Origin of the sequence: Streptomonospora arabica, from assembly GCF_039531585.1 — a bacterium.
GTDB lineage: Bacteria > Actinomycetota > Actinomycetes > Streptosporangiales > Streptosporangiaceae > Streptomonospora > Streptomonospora halophila.
This window is the reverse complement of the sequence record NZ_BAAAQI010000005.1, coordinates 264,957-279,882: the sequence shown is the minus strand read 5'-3', so window position 1 is coordinate 279,882 and position 14,926 is coordinate 264,957. Positions and strand designations below refer to the sequence as shown.

General features: G+C 71.3%; 15 protein-coding genes. 3 read left to right on the top strand and 12 right to left on the bottom strand.

The window, feature by feature from the left end; translation table 11 throughout:
- Positions 1–73 precede the first annotated feature (73 nt).
- From ABD284_RS11430 to ectA, 10 genes are all read right to left on the bottom strand, one after another.
- Positions 74–757 (bottom strand): GOLPH3/VPS74 family protein, encoded by a 684-nt coding sequence (locus ABD284_RS11430; RefSeq protein ID WP_344142763.1) that lies wholly within the window; start codon positions 755–757, stop codon positions 74–76.
- A gap of 109 nt (positions 758–866) precedes the next feature.
- Complete coding sequence (locus ABD284_RS11425; protein WP_344142761.1) at positions 867–1,748, bottom strand: CPBP family glutamic-type intramembrane protease; 882 nt, start codon at positions 1,746–1,748, stop codon at positions 867–869.
- Positions 1,749–2,086: 338 nt separating this feature from the next.
- A complete protein-coding gene (gene ehuA / locus ABD284_RS11420) occupies positions 2,087–2,917 on the bottom strand; it encodes an ectoine/hydroxyectoine ABC transporter ATP-binding protein EhuA (RefSeq protein ID WP_344142760.1) in 831 nt (276 codons plus the stop codon).
- Positions 2,904–3,542 (bottom strand): ectoine/hydroxyectoine ABC transporter permease subunit EhuD, encoded by a 639-nt coding sequence (gene ehuD / locus ABD284_RS11415; RefSeq protein ID WP_344142758.1) that lies wholly within the window; start codon positions 3,540–3,542, stop codon positions 2,904–2,906. The genes ehuA and ehuD overlap by 14 nt, the downstream gene beginning before the upstream one ends.
- Positions 3,539–4,267 carry an ectoine/hydroxyectoine ABC transporter permease subunit EhuC gene (gene ehuC / locus ABD284_RS11410; protein ID WP_344142757.1) on the bottom strand — a complete coding sequence of 243 codons (729 nt, stop codon included), beginning with the start codon at positions 4,265–4,267 and terminating at the stop codon, positions 3,539–3,541. The genes ehuD and ehuC overlap by 4 nt, the downstream gene beginning before the upstream one ends.
- 10 nt (positions 4,268–4,277) lie before the next feature.
- Positions 4,278–5,192: an ectoine/hydroxyectoine ABC transporter substrate-binding protein EhuB gene (ehuB, locus tag ABD284_RS11405; RefSeq protein ID WP_344142756.1), complete on the bottom strand. Its 915-nt coding sequence runs from the start codon at positions 5,190–5,192 to the stop codon at positions 4,278–4,280.
- Between the two features lie 326 nt (positions 5,193–5,518).
- Positions 5,519–6,430, bottom strand: a complete 912-nt coding sequence (gene thpD, locus ABD284_RS11400) for an ectoine hydroxylase (RefSeq protein ID WP_344142755.1) — start codon at positions 6,428–6,430, stop codon at positions 5,519–5,521.
- A gap of 233 nt (positions 6,431–6,663) precedes the next feature.
- Positions 6,664–7,065, bottom strand: coding sequence for an ectoine synthase (locus tag ABD284_RS11395; protein WP_344142754.1), 402 nt, complete (start codon positions 7,063–7,065; stop codon positions 6,664–6,666).
- A 124-nt stretch (positions 7,066–7,189) separates the two neighbouring features.
- The gene (gene ectB / locus ABD284_RS11390) at positions 7,190–8,455 is read right to left on the bottom strand and encodes a diaminobutyrate--2-oxoglutarate transaminase (protein ID WP_344142753.1); all 1,266 of its coding nucleotides are present in this window, start codon (positions 8,453–8,455) and stop codon (positions 7,190–7,192) included.
- Positions 8,456–8,523: 68 nt separating this feature from the next.
- Positions 8,524–9,027, bottom strand: a complete 504-nt coding sequence (gene ectA, locus ABD284_RS11385) for a diaminobutyrate acetyltransferase (protein WP_344142846.1) — start codon at positions 9,025–9,027, stop codon at positions 8,524–8,526.
- Positions 9,028–9,924: 897 nt separating this feature from the next.
- On the opposite strand from ectA, the gene ABD284_RS11380 reads away from it, so the two are divergent.
- Both ABD284_RS11380 and ABD284_RS11375 read left to right on the top strand, forming a co-directional pair.
- Complete coding sequence (locus ABD284_RS11380) at positions 9,925–10,191, top strand: WhiB family transcriptional regulator (RefSeq protein ID WP_344142752.1); 267 nt, start codon at positions 9,925–9,927, stop codon at positions 10,189–10,191.
- Between the two features lie 248 nt (positions 10,192–10,439).
- On the top strand, positions 10,440–11,114 hold the full coding sequence (locus ABD284_RS11375) for a copper resistance CopC family protein (RefSeq protein ID WP_344142751.1): 675 nt from the start codon (positions 10,440–10,442) through the stop codon (positions 11,112–11,114).
- A 106-nt stretch (positions 11,115–11,220) separates the two neighbouring features.
- Here ABD284_RS11375 and ABD284_RS11370 read toward each other — a convergent pair whose 3' ends face one another.
- The gene (locus ABD284_RS11370) at positions 11,221–11,982 is read right to left on the bottom strand and encodes a PP2C family protein-serine/threonine phosphatase (RefSeq protein ID WP_344142749.1); all 762 of its coding nucleotides are present in this window, start codon (positions 11,980–11,982) and stop codon (positions 11,221–11,223) included.
- Positions 11,983–12,249: 267 nt separating this feature from the next.
- Entirely contained in the window at positions 12,250–13,053 is an 804-nt protein-coding gene (locus ABD284_RS11365) for a hypothetical protein (protein WP_344142748.1), read from the bottom strand.
- Positions 13,054–13,660: 607 nt separating this feature from the next.
- On the opposite strand from ABD284_RS11365, the gene ABD284_RS11360 reads away from it, so the two are divergent.
- Positions 13,661–14,908, top strand: coding sequence for a glycosyltransferase (locus ABD284_RS11360; protein ID WP_344142747.1), 1,248 nt, complete (start codon positions 13,661–13,663; stop codon positions 14,906–14,908).
- Positions 14,909–14,926: the final 18 nt, after the last annotated feature.

Genomic DNA, 14,926 nt, shown 5'->3' with positions numbered 1-14,926 from the left:
CGACGCCGAAACGGGGACGCCCGTCGAGATTTCGGGCACAAGGGGCACCGCGGGAGGTAACGGTCCGTTCGTGTCAGCCGCCCCCGTCGGCGGCCGCTCCGCCCGCGGCGACCGCGGCGACGACGGCGCCCTCGATCGACTGGATAACGTCGCGCACCGCGCGCCCGATGTCGTCGCCCGCCATGACCGCCTTGATGCGCCTGCGCCGGTCGCCCCCAGGGATGTCGGGGAACAGTTTGGCGTCCAGTTTGACCGCGCCGACCAGCGCGACCAGCGCCGCCGAACGCGGGTCGGACCCGCTGTAGCCCAGCAGCACCGAGCGCAGTCGGTGGACGGCCTGCTCGCGGCTGCCCGGCGCGGCCGGGCGGTAGTCGTCGGTCGGGAAGATCCCCAGAACGCGGCCCTGCTCGTGCGCCAGCGCGCCGACGGACACCGCGCGGCCGAGCAGCCGCTTGCGCAGCGCGCCCTTGTTCATCCGCTGGACCCACCACTTGACCTTCCGCGCCTTGGGCTGGGCCGCGATCTGGTCGACGGCTCCGTCGACGTCGGGGTCGCCGGTGCGGTGGCGGCCGGACACGTGCAGGTGCCCGCCGCCGTCGAGCGCGGTCATGCCGGCCAGCACGGTCTCGGCGATCAGAGCACCAGCCAGCCCGCACTGCAGCCGGTTGGCGTCGACCAGCGGACGCCCGGTGTCGGGCCGGTAGGCGAGCAGCAGCAGGTCGTCGGTGAGGATGTGCGACTGGGCCGGCGGGTTCATCTCTCTCCTGGCGCAACGGGGATCACCCGGCCATTGTCCCAGCGCGGAACCGCCCGTTTCAGACCGCATCCGGCCACCCGGCGCACCGGCCCGCGCCGCGCACGGCCCCCTACATGAGCTGCAGCGCCGGCAGGACCCGGAGCAGCAGGGTGGCGCTGCGCAGCAGGATGTTCAGCCAGATGTTGCGATAGCACGCCCAGATGTAGCCCTGCAGCAGCCCGACGACCGCGTAGAACACCGCGGCGTGCCCGACCCCGAACTCGACCAGCTCCGACTCGGACGAGAAGTCGCCGTACTCCGACAGGAACACGCTGACCACCGTGAACAGCGCCACCGACAGCAGGATTCCGGGCCAGCGCCCGACCACGACCTCCAGGCGCGACTGCACCAGAGCGCGGAAGAACATCTCCTCGGGCACCGCCACCGCGGCCACGATCGCCAGCACGGCCGCGGCCAGGACCAGCGGACCGAGGACCGAGCCCCGGATGATGTCCGAGATCGCGAGCAGGGACAGGCCCGCCACCGCGGCGGCGGGGACGAGGCCCATCCAGCGCCAGCGCTCGGTCACCCGCATCGCCACCGTGGGCATCACCGTGCTGTATCCGGCGATCGTGAACCCGCCGAGGTCCACCACGATCAGCGGAAGCACGAACAGGAACAGGATGCGGACGGGAGGCATCATCACCTCCCAGCTCACCCCGGGCAGGAAGACCTCGGCGAAGTAGGAGATCCCGAGGGTCGCGACGAGGAACACCGCGAGCAGCAGGAGCAGCCAGGTCAGCTCGTAGGGCATCGAGTGCCCCTCCAGGGCCCGCCTGACCCGCTGGTCGAGCTTCCTGCGCTGGCTGCGGTCGGCGAGGAGCGCGGCCAGTACGATCCCGGTCGCCATCGGGACCAGCAGCGAATCGTGCGTCGTCTTCACGGGGTCCTCCCCGTGGAACGGCACGTACCCGGTCATCACGAAAGCGGCGGCCAGGGCCGTCACCACCACCGCGGCGCCCCACCTCAGTAACCGTCCGAATACCTTCGCCACCGGCCTCCCCCCAGCTCGGAGCCTCAGTCTCTCCTCTATGGAGGGAAAGGTGACGCAATGGCAACGGTATGTCGTTACTCTCCGTTTTTTTACTTTCCGCCGAGGAAAGTCGCGGCGCGGGAGCCGCGGGTGCGCGGAGGCGGCGGCCGTGTGACGAGGCGCCGAGCGTCCGCGGGAAGGCGCGCGAAGGTGCGCAAAGGCCGGTACAGAGGGCCGCGGGGCAGGGCGTACCGCGGGACCGCCGCGGACGCGGCTCCCTGCAGGGAGGGGGTGCAGGGAGCCGCGCCGGGCCGGGATCAGCCGCTTTCGAGCACGGCCTTGAGGAACTGCTTGGTGCGGTCCTCCTGGGGGTCGCCGAAGATCTGCTCGGGCGGACCCTCCTCGGCGACCTGGCCCTGGTCGAACATCAGCACCCGGTGCGAGACGTCGCGCGCGAAGCTCATCTCGTGGGTCACGCACAGCATGGTGATGTCCGTGGTCTGGGCGATGTTGCGCAGCACGTCCAGCACGCCGGCGACGAGCTCGGGGTCGAGTGCCGAGGTGACCTCGTCCAGGAGCAGGATCTGCGGGCGCATGGCCAGCGCGCGGGCGATCGCCACGCGCTGCTGCTGGCCGCCGGAGAGCTGGGTGGGGTGGGCGTCGATCTTGTCGCTCAGCCCCACAAGGTCCAGCAGCTCCTCGGCCCGGTGGTTGGCCTCGGCCTTGTCCACGCCGAGGCTGTGCACGGGGCCCTCGGTGATGTTCTTGCGCACGCTCATGTTCGGGAACAGGTTGAACTGCTGGAACACCATCCCGATGCTCTGGCGTGCGCGGCGCATGTGGGCCTCGTTGGCCTTCACCAGCTTGCCGCCGCGCTCCATGTGCGACAGCGGCCGGCCGTTGACCCAGATGACGCCGCCGTTGATCCTCTCCAGCGTCATGAGCAGGCGCAGGATCGTCGTCTTGCCCGACCCGCTGGGGCCGATGAGCGTGACCCGCTCGCCCGGCTCGACGCGGAAGTCCAGCTCATTGAGCACGACGTTGCTGCCGTACTGCTTGACCACGTTGTCGAATCGGATGATCTCGTCGCCGGGCGCCTCCTGCGCGGACTGCGCCCCGGCGGCCTCCGTACTCTCAGACTGCTGCATAACGGCGCTCCAGACGTCGGATGATGACCGCGGAGGGCACGCTCACGGCCAGGAAGAACAGGCCGACCAGGGTGTAGGCCTCCATGCTGCGGAACGCCTCGGTGCCGATCGCCTTGGCCACGAACAGCATCTCGGCCACGGTGATGGCGAACAGGTAGGGCGTGTCCTTGAACATGGAGATGAGGTAGTTGCCCAGGGCCGGGATGACCTTGCGGATCGCCTGGGGCAGCACGACGGCGCCCCACACCCGCAAGGGCGGCAGGCTCAGCGCGCGGCAGGCCTCCCACTGGCCCTTGGCCACGCCCTCGATCCCCGAGCGGTAGACCTCGGCGGTGTAGGCCGCGTAGTGCACGCCCAGCACCGCGATCCCGATGGTCAGCGGCGTGATGGTCGGCGGCGCCAGCGCGAACACGAACAGCAGCTGCACCAGCACCGGCGTGGTCCGGATGAACTCGAAGACCACGAAGACCACCGGGCCGATGTAGTCGACCCTGCGGAGGACGGCCACGAGCAGTCCCAGCGCCAGTGCCACGACGTAGCCGATCACCGTCGCCTCGATGGTGACGACCAGCCCTTGCAGCAGCTGCGGGATGATGCTGATCGCGAAGTCGGTGTCCCAGATCACTTGGCCGCCCCCACTCTCGTTCCGGGTGTCGGCGGACGCAGCAGCGACAGCAGCCCGCCGCCGCCGGCCGTCGACCTGCCCAGCCGCCGGTTGGCCTGGCGCTCCAGCATCCGCATTCCGAAGATCAGGAGCTGGGCGATGACGAAGTACATGACCATGGCGCTGCCGTAGGCCAGGACCGTGTTGCCGGTGCTGGACTGCTGCTTGCTGGCGACGTCGGCGAGGTCGGCGACCCCGATCAGCGACACGATGGCCGAGGCCTTCATCAGTTCGATGATCAGATTGCCGAACGTCGGCAGCATCTGCGCCCAGGCCTGCGGCAGCAGGACCAGCCACATCCGCCGCGCCCACGACATGTTCAGCGCGATGGTCGCCTCGGTCTGCGCCTTGGGCACCGCGTTGATCGCCGCACGCACGACCTCGGCGCCGTAGGCGCCCACGTTCAGCCCGAGGGCCAGGATGCCGGCGAACATCGGGGAGAGCTCATAGGCCGTGATCTGCGGGATGGCGTAGGCGAACCAGAACAGCAGCACCAGCGCGGCCACGCCGCGGAAGGCCTCGGTGTAGGCCGTCGCGACGGCGCGCGCCGCCGGGTTGCGCAGTGTGCCCAGGATGCCGATCGCCATCGCGAGGACGAACGCCAGGAGCGAGCCCAGCACCGTCATGAGCAGGGTTATAAGGGCGCCGTCCAGGTAGACGGGGAACCGGTTGAGGAAGAAGTCCACTCCTGAACCCTTACTCCGAGCACAGCTCTTCGGTGGTCAGGTCGCCCGGGTGGGCGGCCTCGTCGAACCCGAACTCCTTGCCGATCTCCGTCAGCCGGCCGTTCTCCTTGAAGTCGGCCAGGACCTTGTTGAACTCCTTGAGGAACTCCTTGTTCTCCTTGCGGAAGGCGAACCCGCCGGCGGGCTTGACCTCCTCGCCGTCGACCACCGGGGTGAAGCCGTCGGTGACCTCGAAGTCCTCCTGCATGCCGCGCTGCTCCATCTGGTAGTTCAGGGAGAACGTGCTCAGCCCGACGGCGTCCACGCGGCCCTTCTCCAGCAGGTCGAGCATCTGCACGGCGTTGTCGCCGAGGGTCATCTGGTCCTTCTTCACACCCGCGCCCTCGGCGTAGTTCTGCTCCACCGAGGCGTTGAGCACCGCGACGGTCACATCGGGCTGCTCGGCGATCGACTGGTAGGTCTCCAGGTTCTTGGGGTTGCCCTTGGGCACCATGAACGCTTCGAGCACCTTGTAGTCGGGCTCGGCGAAGGCGACCTCCGCGCAGCGCTCCGGCGTGATGTACATGCCGGCGGCGACCACGTCGTAGCGGCCCGCCTTCAGGCCGGGGATCAGGCCGTCCCAGCTGACGGTCTCGGCCTCGATCTTGTCGATGCCCATCTCCTTGACGATCGCCCGCAGCAGCTCCGGGGCCTCGCCGGTGACCTGGCCGTTGTCGTCCATGTAGCCGAACGGCGGCTCGTTGTTGATCGCGGCCTTGATGGTGCCCTTCTCGCGCAGGCTCTCCAGCAGAGTCTGCCCCGCGGCGGGCTCGGTGCGTGAGCACGCGGCAAGCCCCGGCCCCGCCGCGAGCGCGGCGGCGGTGACGCCGCCGGCACGGAGCAGGTCGCGGCGGCCGAGGTGACCCAGGGGACTGCTGTTGCTCATAGCTTCTCTCCTCGTCGCGAAACTAAGGGGTAGGCGAACAGCGCGGCGCTCCCTCCCGCGCGGGGAAGGAGCGCCGTGCGGCGGTACGGACATGCGTGGCCCAGAGACGAATCCCGGCCGGGTCAGGGGGACGGGGCCGTCTCAGTACCCCCGGTCACGCGGGGCGCCCGGCACCAACCGGCGCCTGCGTCTTCCGTGCCCATGATCGGTCAGGGCTAACGGCGTCGGAATAGCACGTTATGCACTGGTTATCCCGGTCCGTGGCCGGGACCGGCCCCGTAACGATCGCGCCACGGCGGGCGCACCTGCTCGGCCGGGGTGCGCCGTCAATTCACCGGAGTGAAGTCGCGGGCGCCCAGGAAGTGCGGCCGCGGCTCGGACGCGGCGAAGGGCGTCTCGCACGTGTTCTCGACGCTGTTGTAGACGATGAACACGTTGGAGCGCGGGAACGGCGTGATGTTGCCGTTGGAGCCGTGCATGCAGTTGGCGTCGAACATGAGGGCCCCGCCCGCGGGCCCGGTGAGCACGTCGATGCCGTGCTGTTCGGCCAGGATCGACAGGCTGTTCTGGTCGGGCGTGCCGACCTTCTGCTTCTTGAGCGACTCCCGGTAGTGCTCGTCGGGGGTCTCGCCGACACAGGAGACGAAGGTCCGGTGCGACCCCGGCATGATCATCAGCGAGCCGTTGTGCTCGTAGTTGTCGGTGAGCGCGACGGAGATGCTCACCGCCCGCATCCGGGGCATGCCGTCCTCGGCGTGCCAGGTCTCGAAGTCGGAGTGCCAGAAGAAGTCGGTGCCGGAGAACCCGGGCTTGTAGTTCACCCGGCTCTGGTGGATGTAGACGTCGGAGCCCAGGATCTGGCACGCACGGCCGACGAGCCGCGGGTCGCGCACCAGCTCGGCGAAGACCGGGCTGATCCTGTGCACCTCGAAGACGGACCGCACCTCGTCGGACGCCCGCTCGACGACGACGCGCTCGTCCTTCTTGAGCTCGTCGTCGGAGCTGAGCCGTGCCAGCTCGGCGCGGTAGCCCTCCAGCTCGTCCCGAGTGATCAGGGACTCGACCTGCAGATAGCCCTTGGCGTCGTAGGAGGCCAGCGTCTCGGCGTCGATCGGGCCGCTCGCCGCGTCGCCGCAGACGGCGGGGTCCTTGCGGTAGAGCAGCGCCGGAGTCTGCTCCTTGCGGGTCGGGTAGTCGTCCATGGTCGGCTGCTCGATGTTCGTCGTCAACGCAGTCATGGCCATACCCCGGAGGGATTCGCTCCTTTCGTTGCCGCGCGGCGTCCGGTGGCCGCGTCACCTTCTCGTCGTCGTGCTCGTCCCGCTCCTTTGCGACGTGCCCGCGGGCGCTCGTGCGCCCGCCGTCCGACTGCCGCTCGTGCGCGGCGGTGCCAGCGAAGCCGGGGCCGGTGCGGCGCGCGCACCGGCCCCGGGAGGCCGGGTGCGGAGGACGCCGCACCGGCCGGGTTCGCCTACTGGGAGGGGGTCTCCTCGGTCAGCAGGGGGTACACACCGTTCTCGTCGTGGACCTCGCGGCCGGTGACCGGCGGGTTGAACACGCACAGCACCCGGAAGTCGGTCTTCGGGCGCACCGTGTGGTGCTCGTGGCCGTTGAGGAGGTACAGCGTGCCCGGCGTGATGAGGTGCGTCTCACCCGTCTCGTCGTTGGTGACCTCGGCCTCGCCCTCGATGCAGTGGACGAGCTCGATGTGGTTGGCATACCACATGCTGGTCTCGGTCCCCGCGTAGAGGACGGTCTCGTGGAACGAGAACCCGACCTTGTCCTTGGCCAGGACGATCCGGCGGCTGCGCCAGGTCTCGGTCTGGATGTCGGCGTCGGTTCCGTCGACATCGCTCATGCTGCGCACGATCACGGTGCATGCTCCTATTGCTTGCTCGTGTTGGCCGGAGTGCGGGGTTCCGGGCGGCCGGCCCGGAACCCCGCTGTACCTTCTACAGCCAATTGTGGGGGCGCCGCACCCCTGATACCACCGCTGGTCAGGCGGGCTGCGGGGTCTTCATCGCGGCGCGGGCCGCCTCGGCGATGATCTCCAGGCCCTGCTCCAGCTCCTGCTCGGTGGTGGTCAGCGCCGGCAGCAGCTTGGCGACCTCGTCCTCGGGGCCGGAGGTCTCCAGCAGCAGGCCGCGCTCGAAGGCCTCGCGGCTGAGGACCTTGGCCGCGCCCGGGCGCTCCAGCACCAGGCCGCGGGCCATGCCGCGGCCGCGGACGTGGGCCTCGTCGGATCCCAGCTCGTCGGCGACGGCGCGCAGGCGGCGGTCGATCAGCTGCCCCTTGGCCTCGGTGGCCTTCTGCAGGGAGTCGTCGCGCCAGTAGGTGCGCATGGCGGCGGTACCGGTGACGAACCCGGGGTTGGGCCCGCGGAACGTGCCGTTGTGCTCACCGGGCTCCCAGACGTCCAGCTCGCGCTTGAACAGCGTGAGCGCCATCGGCAGGCCGTAGCCGCTGATGGACTTGGACAGGGTGACGATGTCGGGCTTGACGCCGGCGTGCTCGAAGCTGAAGAACGGGCCGGTGCGGCCGCAGCCCATCTGGATGTCGTCGACGATGAACAGCATGTCGTACTCGTGGCAGACCTCCTGGAGGCCGCGCAGCCACTCGGCGCTGGCGACGTTGATGCCGCCCTCGCCCTGCACCGTCTCGACGATCACCGCGGCGGGCGCGTCGAGGCCGCTGCCGCTGTCCTCCAGCATGCTGCGGAACCACAGGAAGTCCGGCGTCTGGCCGTCCATGTACTTGTCGAAGGGCATGGTGGCCGAGTGGCTCAGCGGTACGCCGGCGCCGCCGCGCTTCATCGAGTTGCCGGTGACCGCGAGCGCACCCAGGGTCATGCCGTGGAACCCGTTGGTGAAGCTGATGACGGTCTCGCGGCCGGTGTACTTGCGGGCCAGCTTGAGCGCCGCCTCGACGGCGTTGTTCCCGGCGGGGCCGGGGAACTGCACCTTGTAGTCGAGCCCGCGCGGTTCGAGGATCGTCTCGCCGAAGGTCGCCAGGAAGTCGCGTTTGGCGGTCGAGTACGCGTCGAGGCTGTGCACGATCGCGTCGCTCATCAGGTAGTCGATGAGTTTGGATTTCAGCTCCGGGTTGTTGTGCCCGTAGTTGAGGGAACCGGCACCCGCGAAGAAGTCGAGGTAGGGTCGCCCCGACTCGTCGTAGACGTAGCTGCCCCGCGCCTCGTTGAAGACGACCGGCCAGCTACGGCAGTAGCTGCGGACTTCGGATTCGAGGCGTTCGAAGATCTCCATCGTGAGTTCCTTGAGTCCTTTCCCCAGTTTCATGGGGTCACTGATGTGACGCGTGGGGGTCGGGTCGGTCAGGCTCGGGTGTCAGGTCGGATGTCAGATGTCGGCGGACGTGCTGCGGTCGTGTCCGGTCGGCCCAGTGGACCGATGCGGACCAGGTCCTCCGGTTCGTGCCCTTCGCCGTCGCCGGGGAAGTGCTCCCGCCCGAACAACGGATTCCACACCGCTGTGCATCCCCGGGACCGCGCGAAGGACTCGAACAGCGCGCGCGAGGCGGCGTTGTCCGGTGTCACCGTGGCCTCCAGGTGGGACAGCCCGCGTGCGGCGATACGGTCGCCGATCTCGTCGAGCATGCGGCGTGCCAGCCGCCGCCCGCGGAAGTCTGGGTCCACGCCCACCTGCCACAGGAAGTAGGTGTCGGGGTGGTCGGGTCGGACGAACCCGGTGACGAAACCGCGCGGCCGCCCTTCGCCGTCCCGGGCGACGACGCTGGTCGAGGCGAAGTCCCGGCTCCAGAGCGTGTACGCGTAGGGCGAGTTGATGTCGAGCCCGGCGTCGCGGGCCAGCCGCCACAGGTCGGGGCCGTCGGCGAGGGAGGGCTGCTGCAGGCGCACGCCGTCGTCCGCCGCCGGGCCGCCGACTACAGCGGGCTTATCCCCGTAGCCGGACACGGCGCTGGTGTCGTCGTCGGTCTGTTGGTCAGGCACGTCGATGGAACATAGCGAACGTTCCTGAGCAGCGTTTCCGGACGCCGAACGGCATATGTTTCGGCCGTGTTTCACCGGGTATGGCTTGTCTATTTTGCCCCGGTCGTCACTTTGCGTCGCCGTGATGGGGGTCCGGGCACCTGCCGAATCGGTGCCGTGCACGCCATGCTCACCAGGGGGTTCGGACGACCGCCCGGGAGCCGCCGAGGGCGGGGGCGACGCAAGCCGGTAGAGGAGATTGTGCCTGTTGCCGGGCAAACATAGGGAGACCGCGAGCGGATTTTAAGCGTGTGTTAAGTCACACGAATTCGGATGAATCCTCGCGACACAGCCTTCCGGCCGTCGCCGGGAAGTGCGGTCCCGCTGCCGCACTGCGGGGCGACCGCCGCGCATCCCCGCGTTCACCGGCCTTGCGGGGGCACGACCCGGACCCGCGCGCCGGCTCCGCGGCGGGACAGCGGGCCGTCCGGGGCCCACCGGCATCCGGCACGCAACTCCGCGCGATCGGGGGGTAGCGGCCGCCGCAGTGGCGGTCAGCTCCGCCGGGGGCCGGTGCCGACGGATCCGAGGCGTGTGCGGACTTGAAGCGAGTCGAAGAATTTTGGCAGACTTTTCGTAGTACGACTATCCGTAGTACTACGATGGGTCGCATCGCGATGGAGCGGCGGCGACCGCCCCTCCGCCTCGCGACCAGACACGTCCGGCGCGCGCCATCCGGCCACGAGCGCCTCGCGCGAAGGACCGGCCAGGGAACGGAGGCTCCTGGTGAACCGCCTTTACCACGACAGCGAAGACTGGGTCGAGCAGGGCGCTTGCCGCCAGTACGACCCGGAACTCTTCTTCCCCGTCAGCACGACGGGCCCCGGGCAGAACGACGCGGAGCTCGCCAAGGCCATCTGCCGTACCTGCGCGGTGCGCTCGGAGTGCCTGAGCTGGGCCCTGCGCGCCGGCGAGCCGCACGGCGTATGGGGCGGCACGACGCCCGAGGACCGCCGCTACATGCGCCGCCAACCCCTGCCCGTGGCCTCCTAGGCCGCCGCACCGGCCGCTCCCCTCGTCGGGGGCGGCGCGTACCGACCGGCCTGCCCCGGCCGGGGCGGGCGGTGGACGGCGGCCGGGCGCCGGCGGGGTGCCGTCGGCTAGGTTGTGGAGTCGCGCGGACACCGGGAGCGCGGTGCCGCGTGCGCGCCGGCAGCGCGCGTGCGCCGGGCGCCGCGCAGCAGGCCCCCGGGCGCACTCCAGCCGCACCGCACACCCCACCCCTCGAAGGGACTCCGCCGATGAACCTGGCCACCCCCGCAGCGCCCGCACCGGCCGGACCTGACGGCCGGCGGCGCCCTTCGGCGGCGCGGCGCCCGGCGGTCGTCGCCGCCGCCCTGCTGGGCTCGCTGGCGCTCGCGACCGCGACGGCGCCCGGCGCCCTCGCGCACGACACCCTCATCGACTCCTCGCCGAAGGACGGTGCCGAGCTGGACACCGCGCCCGGGGAGGTGGTGCTGACCTTCAGCAGCGACATCGGACAGGGCTCCAACGCCATCGTGGTGACCGGCCCCGAGGGCGAGAACCACGAGGAGGGGCGGGTCGAGGTCGACGGCCCCGAGGCCGCGATCGGCCTGGGCGAGCTGGCCGCCGCCGGCGAGTACACCGTCGCCTACCGCACCGTCTCCTCCGACGGCCACACGCTGGAGGACGAGATCACCTTCTCCCTTACCGAGGAGGCGGTGCCGGAGTCCGGCCCCTCCCCCGAGGAGGAGGCCTCGGCCCAGGACGGCGACGGGGGCGGAAGCGGCGCGGAGGCCGAGGAGTCGCCCGCGGCGCAGTCGCCCACCGATCCCTCGAACTCCATGCTCGGGCCGGTCGGCGCCGTGGTCGCGGGGATCGCCGTCCTCGCGCTCATCGCGATCCTGGTCATCCGCATGCGCAACCGCCCCGGCGCCGGAGGCGGGAACGGCTGACGCCGGGACCCCGCCCGGGGTGATCCCGTAGCCGCCGCCACGTGCGCACGCGCACGGTGACGCCGGCTACGGGATCAACGGCCCCGGGAGCGGGTGTGCTCCGCCATCAGACGCGGCGGGCCAGCAGAATGCTGATGTTGTCGCGGCCCGAGGCCTCCATGGCGGCCTGCCACAGGCCGTGCACCGCTCCCTCGTCGCTGCCGGCCTCGGCGATGATGCGCTCCATCTCCTCCAGCGGGACCAGGTCGGAGAGGCCGTCGCTGCACATCAGCCAGGCGCCCGGGTCGGGCTCGTTGTCGCGGCCCACGTGCGGCACCATCGCCGTGCTGCCGCTGCCGCCCAGCGACTGGGTGATGAAGTTCGTCGTGACCGGCTTGCCGTCGTCGGAGGGGGGCAGCGGCGGTGAGTCGTCCTGGGACAGCTGGCGCAGCCGCGTGCCCTCCAGCCGGTACGTGCGGGAGTCGCCGACGTTGAACCAGAAGTTGCCGTCGGTGTTGAGGAGCAGGCCGGCCACCGTCGTGCCCATCCCGGAGAACTCCGTGTGCTGGGTGGCGTGGTCCTTGATCTCCTCGTCGATGTTCTTGAGCAGGACGTCGACGTCGTCCGGACTCGCCAGGCGCGGGCTCATCTCCGCCATGCGGTGGACGGCGTGCTCGGAGGCGATCTCGCCGGCGGCGTGCCCGCCGAGCCCGTCGGCGACCGCCAGGATCACCGGCTCGCCGACCGGCAGTACGCACCGCACCGGCATGGTCATGTTGGCGCTGGCGATGGTGAGCGCACCCATGACGACGGCGTCCTCGTTGGCCGTGCGTACAGCGCCCCGGTGCGTGAGGGCCGTGACCGTGACTTCCCCACCAGCGACACCCATACGCCCAACCTCCTGTTTCAACGGCAGTACCTGCCGAACAGTCCCAAGCGGCGCCTGGCCGTACGGGAGGCCGCGGCGCGTTGATCATGCAACCGTATCGGGGGACCGCTGACTGTGGTCAAAATCCGCCTACATCATGGCGGAAATCGCCCTCATACGCAGTTCCCGATCCGCTCGTCGCCCCCAAAGTACGGGGGCGCCCACCGCTTCGGCGAGCATCCGTCGGCCGGATGCGACGAACAGCCGCAAAACGTTCGGACTCCGCCGCTACTGCAGATGCGGAACCTGCGCCACTCCTACCACTTCACCGGTGCGCCCGTCGTCGGCCGCCAGTTCCACCACCGCGGCGGCGACGGCCGCATCGGTGTCGGCGGCATGCGGGATCAGGCAGTTCAGCCGCATCCGACGCCCGCTCAGCGAGCCGGCGAGGGAGCGCAGCGCAGCGCGCGCCTGCGGACCGCCGCCCGGTGCTCCGCGCTCTCCCAGAACGACCGCTGCGGCGCCGTCGCCGAGGAACGGCCGCGCGCCGCGCACGGCTCCCAGCGCGGGCGTGATCCCCGAGCCGCGCGGCCGATGCGCGGGGGGCGCCGCCGCCACGGCCGCGCCGAGCCCGCCCGTGCGGTCGTCCCCGCGCGCCGCACCCACCGCGGCCCCGTGGACGACCAGCAGGTCCACCGCACCGAACTCCAGCGCCGTGTAGGCGACCGCCGCACGGCCGTCGCTCTCGCTGGCCGGATCGCAGTGGATCGGCAGCGACCAGGCGCCCAGCGACGAGACGAGCCCCGCGGCCTGCAGCACCGGGTCGTCGCCCAGGCGCTGGCGCGGCACCGGCCGCGCGCCGGGCGCCGACCCGGCGAGCCCGGTGGTGTCGGCCAGCCCGACGGCGGCGCCCTCCTTGGCCAGGGCCGCCGCCACGGCGCGTCCGGAGCCGCCGCCGGCCAGCCCGCCGAGCACCAGTGCCCGGCGCCCGCGCAAGGCGCCGCGTGCCGTGTAGCCCGGCAGCGGGTCGCGCGCCCGGGCGGTCGCTCCCCCGCGGTCGCCGCCCGTGCGCCCGGGTGGCCGCGCAGTCATGGTTCCTCGCTACTTCTCGGCAACAGGCGACTCCTACGCGGCCAACCGTGCCCGAGGGAACACCCGCCAAACGCGCCCCGAGTGTCCCAGCGCGCCCCGTCCGAACTGCGTCGCAGGTCGGGGAGTTCCTTGTTGGGCCGTCGCGGCTCTGGCATAATCGGGGCCGTTGGGTGTCTAAGACGCAGACACACCGACGTTCGCGCGCTCGCCGCGGCGCTGTCCCATCGCGCCTGCGTTCCCAGCGAGCGCTTTTCGTTTTTCCGCGAACGCTCGAAGGTGTGATCTCCATGCGTCTGCCCGGTTTCCGCTGTCATCCGGACCCTCCTACCCCTTCCCGCCCGTCGCCCGCCGCCTCCGCCCCGCGGGGAGGCGCCGCGCGCCGACGCGGCCGTCCTTCGGTCGCCGGACTCCCGGTCCCAAGCGCCGCCGGATCCCCCTCCGCCGCCTTGCGCGCGGACGACGCGCCGCTGCCGAGCCCCGCCGAGTCCGTCCCGCCGGCACCGCGGCTTCGCGCGCCCGTCGGCGCCGCGACGTGCGCTGCAACGCAATCCTGCGGCCCTGCTCCTGCTTTCGCGCCGGGTCGTCGTCTCGCCGTGAGGAGTCACACGTGAAGATCGCCATGGTCGCCGAGCACGCCAACCCGCTTCCCGCACACAAGGGCGAACCCGCCTGCGGCGACAGCGTCCAGATCGCCGCGCTCTCCCGCCAGCTGGCCAAGGCCGGGCACCGCGTGACCGTCTACGCCCGTCGGCACGCGCCCGACCTTCCCGAACGCTCGCGCATGGGCCGCGGCGTCGCCGTCGAGCACCTCGCGGCCGGGCCCCAGCGCCGCCTTGAGGAGGGGGCCGCCGCCGAGCACACCGGTACCTTCGCCCGGGAGCTGGGCGAGCGGATCGCCGAGGACCGCCCCGACGTGCTGCACGCCTTCGGCTGGACCAGCGGGCTCGCCGCGGTCTCGGCCGCCCAGGCCGCGGGCGACGAGGGCGGCCGGCCGCGCCTCGTGCAGACCTTCCACGCGCTCAACGCCGCCGAGCAGCGGGCCGGGCTGCCCGAGCGGACCGATCGCGCCCGCATCGAGGCCGCGGTCGCCGGGCGCGCCGACCACGTTCTGGTCGCCTCCGCCGACCAGCGCTTCGAGCTCGCGCGCATGGGCCTGCCGCGGGACCGGGTCAGTGTCGTCCCCTCCGGCGTGGACACCGACCACTTCAGCTCCGAGGGCGGCACCTCCGCCGACACCTGGAGTCCGCGCAAGAACGGCCGCCTGCGCATGGCCTCGGTGACCGACCTGGCGGCCGACGGCGCCGATGTGCTGATCGCCACACTGCGCCGGCTGCCCGACGCCGAGCTGACGCTCGTCGCCGGGCCCGCGCAGGTCGAGCTGCCGCTGAACGACGACGCGCGGCGCCTGGAGCTGCTCGCCAAGGAGGCGGGGGTGGACGACAGGCTCAGCCTCACCGGCCCCCTCGACCGCAAGGAGCTGCCCCGGCTGCTGCGCTCCGCCGACGTCTACGTCTCCGGCGCCGCCTACGAGCCCTGCGGCGGCGCCGTGCTGGAGGCCATGGCCTGCGGGCTCCCGGTGGTCGCCCGCGGAGCCGGGATCGTCAACGAGGCCGTGCTGCACGGCACGACCGGCACGCTGCTGCGCCAGGCCCGGCCCGATGCGCTGGCCCGCGCCGTGCGCTCGCTGACGGCCGAGCCCACCATGGCGACGGCCTACGGCATCGCCGGCTGCGACCGCGCTGCCTCGCGGTTCACCTGGGAGCGGGTCGCGGCCGAGACCGAGCGCGTCTACCGGCGAGCCTGCCCTGAGGCGGAGGGCGAGCTGCCCTACGCCGCGGGTGATGGTGCACACTAGTCGGCGTTCGGGCGCCGA